This window comes from Streptomyces recifensis (assembly GCF_002154615.1).
In the GTDB taxonomy this organism is placed as follows: domain Bacteria; phylum Actinomycetota; class Actinomycetes; order Streptomycetales; family Streptomycetaceae; genus Streptomyces; species Streptomyces griseoluteus.
This window is the reverse complement of sequence record NZ_MUNH01000759.1, coordinates 380-2,888: the sequence shown is the minus strand read 5'-3', so window position 1 is coordinate 2,888 and position 2,509 is coordinate 380. Positions and strand designations below refer to the sequence as shown.

3 protein-coding genes are annotated in these 2,509 nt (G+C 73.9%); all 3 read left to right on the top strand.

Translation table 11 applies throughout. From position 1 onward, the window contains the following. Positions 1-248 precede the first annotated feature (248 nt). Positions 249-752 (top strand): SAV_6107 family HEPN domain-containing protein, encoded by a 504-nt coding sequence (locus CCN33_RS29385; RefSeq protein WP_086696387.1) that lies wholly within the window; start codon positions 249-251, stop codon positions 750-752. A gap of 190 nt (positions 753-942) precedes the next feature. Then, positions 943-1,731, top strand: coding sequence for a methyltransferase (locus CCN33_RS29380; protein WP_086696386.1), 789 nt, complete (start codon positions 943-945; stop codon positions 1,729-1,731). 276 nt (positions 1,732-2,007) lie between these two features. Next, the gene (locus tag CCN33_RS29375) at positions 2,008-2,394 is read left to right on the top strand and encodes a DUF3040 domain-containing protein (protein WP_086696385.1); all 387 of its coding nucleotides are present in this window, start codon (positions 2,008-2,010) and stop codon (positions 2,392-2,394) included. The last annotated feature ends 115 nt before the right edge of the window (positions 2,395-2,509 follow it).

Sequence of the window (2,509 nt, the reverse complement as noted above, 5' to 3'; positions counted from 1 at the left end):
CCGTGGCCCCTTGAGCCCGAACCCCCCGGCCGTGACGTCCACGCCGCGCACAAGCCCCCGCCTCTCCCCGGTACCACTTTTGAACTGACTGGTCAGTTCAAAAGTATGCCCGAACAGGCGTGCGCGACAAAGTCCGGATGCCCCACAGGTGTTCCCCGATACCCCTGATTTCGGCCCCGGTTGGGGTGAAACCGCAGGTCGGAACGGATTGTCAGTGGCATACCGCACGATGTGGGCATACGGCATCCATGCCGTCACCGGACGACAGGAGGTTCGTCATGACCAGCTCGTCAGCGGCCACCGCCGCGAGCGACGTCCACCCCGTGCTCCGCCGGTCCACGGCACCGCCCGCCGCCGTCGCCCTGCTCGGCCAGGCGCACAGCGCGCTGGACGAGGCCGCCGCCATGGAGACCCCGAACGAGCGGTACGCCCTGGCCCACCTCGCCGCCCTTCGCGCGGCCGCCGCCGTCCTCGCCGTCCGGGGGCGCCCCGAGGCCACCGCGCGCCGCCGGGCCCGTATCCGCGCCGCCTGGGAGGTGCTGCCCGAGCTGGCACCGGAGCTGGCCGAGTGGAGCGCCCTGTTCGCCTCCGGCGCCGACCGCCGCGCCCGCGCCGAGGCCGGCATCCAGGGCGCGGCCGGCCCCCGCGACGCGGACGACCTGATACGCGACGCTGGCATGTTCCTGCGCCTGATCGAGCGGATGCTCGCCCTCCAGCCGGTGCTGCCCCGGACCAGCCCGGAGAGCGTCTGACCCCGCGTTCTCGTCCAGTGGGCGAGACGCGGACCATCGCACCCGGCCGGGGTGACCGGGCGCGGCGGGCGAGGCCATAGGGTGGAGGCGCCTTATGTCTCCACCTGCCGCGCACCTCCCCGTGACCGGCCGGGGAGGCCCCCATCGCGCCGCCGGGCAACGGGCGGTGCCGTGCCGAGGAGCAACAGCCGTGCCGGACCCGACGCGCCCCCGCGCCTCTCTCCGTACCGCCGTGGTGTGGGACGTCCTCCAGGACGCCCTCGACCGCCGGGTCAAGGCCACGGGGCGGGACTCGCTGGACGTGCTCGACACCGGCGGCGGCAGCGGCAACTTCGCCGTGCCCGTCGCCCGGCTCGGCCACCGCGTCACCGTCGTCGACCCCAGCCCCAACGCCCTCTTCGCCCTGGAGCGCCGGGCCGCCGAGGCGGGCGTGGCCGACCGGGTCCGCGGTGTCCAGGGCGACGCCCACGGCCTCTTCGACGTGGTCGAGCGCGGCGGCTACGACGCGGTGCTCTGCCACGGCGTCCTGGAGTACGTGGACGACCCCGCCGAGGGCGTCGGCAACGCGGTGGCCGCGCTGCGCCCCGAGGGCGTGCTCAGCCTGCTCGCGGCCGGCCTCGGCGGCGCCGTGCTGGCCCGCGCCCTCGCCGGGCACTTCACCGAGGCCCGCCAGGCCCTCGCCGACCCGGACGGCCGCTGGGGCGAGGGCGACCCGGTGCCGCACCGCTTCACCCCCGAGCAGCTCACCGCCCTGGTCGAGGGCGCGGGCCTGCGGGTCGGCGCAGTACACGGCGTACGCGTCTTCGCCGACCTGGTGCCCGGCGTCCTGGTGGACACCGAGCCGGGCGCGCTGGACGCCCTGCTGCGGCTGGAGGCCGCCGTGGCGGAGCTGCCCGCCTTCCACTCCGTGGCCACCCAGGTCCACGTGCTCGGTGAGACGGGCGGGACCGGAGTGCCCGCCGAAGGCACCGGGGACTGAGCCCGCCCCGTGGGACACGGCGCTGATCAGGGGCGCGGCGGCGGATGGAGTACGCCACAAGCCCCCCGATCGAGGGGTTTGCGCCGTATGATCGAGGTACACCGACCGGCATGACGGGTCGGCCGCCGGGGAATGACAGCCTCAGCGGGCCTGGACGCCCTTACGTCCTGGTTGGCCAGATGGCGCAGAGGGGCGGGTTTCACGGGGGCGATTCCCTGCCTATCCTGAAAGGACCCCCCAGAGTCGCCCCGGCGACTGCACGATGAGGAGGACTCCGTGCCGCTCTCGGAGCACGAGCAGCGCATGCTCGAGCAGATGGAGCGAGCGCTGTACGCCGAAGATCCCAAGTTCGCGTCGGCGCTTGAGGGAAACGGGCTGCGGACCTACACCCGGCGCCGGGTCTATCAGGCGGTCGCGGGCTTCCTCGTCGGTATCGCGCTCCTCATGGCCGGTATGGTCGCCCAGTTGATCTGGATCAGTGTCGTCGGCTTCCTCGTGATGCTGGGCTGTGCCGTGCTCGCCGTCACTGGATGGCGCAAGGCACCCAAGCCGGGCGAAACCCCCAAGGGTCACACCGGGCGCCGCCCGGTCCGGCGGAAACGTACCGTCATGGAACGCATCGAGGACCGCTGGCAGCGCCGCCGGGACGAACAGGGCCACTGAGCCGCCGCGGACTCCCAAGGTTGTGTACGAGGGGGTGACCACCGGTCCCGGTGGTCACCCCCTCGCTCGTGCCCGGCTCCGCTAGCCCGCCCCGCGCACCGGCCGCAGCGCCGCC

Excerpts from the sequence above, each read along its gene's own strand:
- CCN33_RS29385 (WP_086696387.1), top strand. The coding sequence starts at position 249 with ATGCCGTCACCGGACGACAGGAGGTTCGTCATGACCAGCTCGTCAGCG.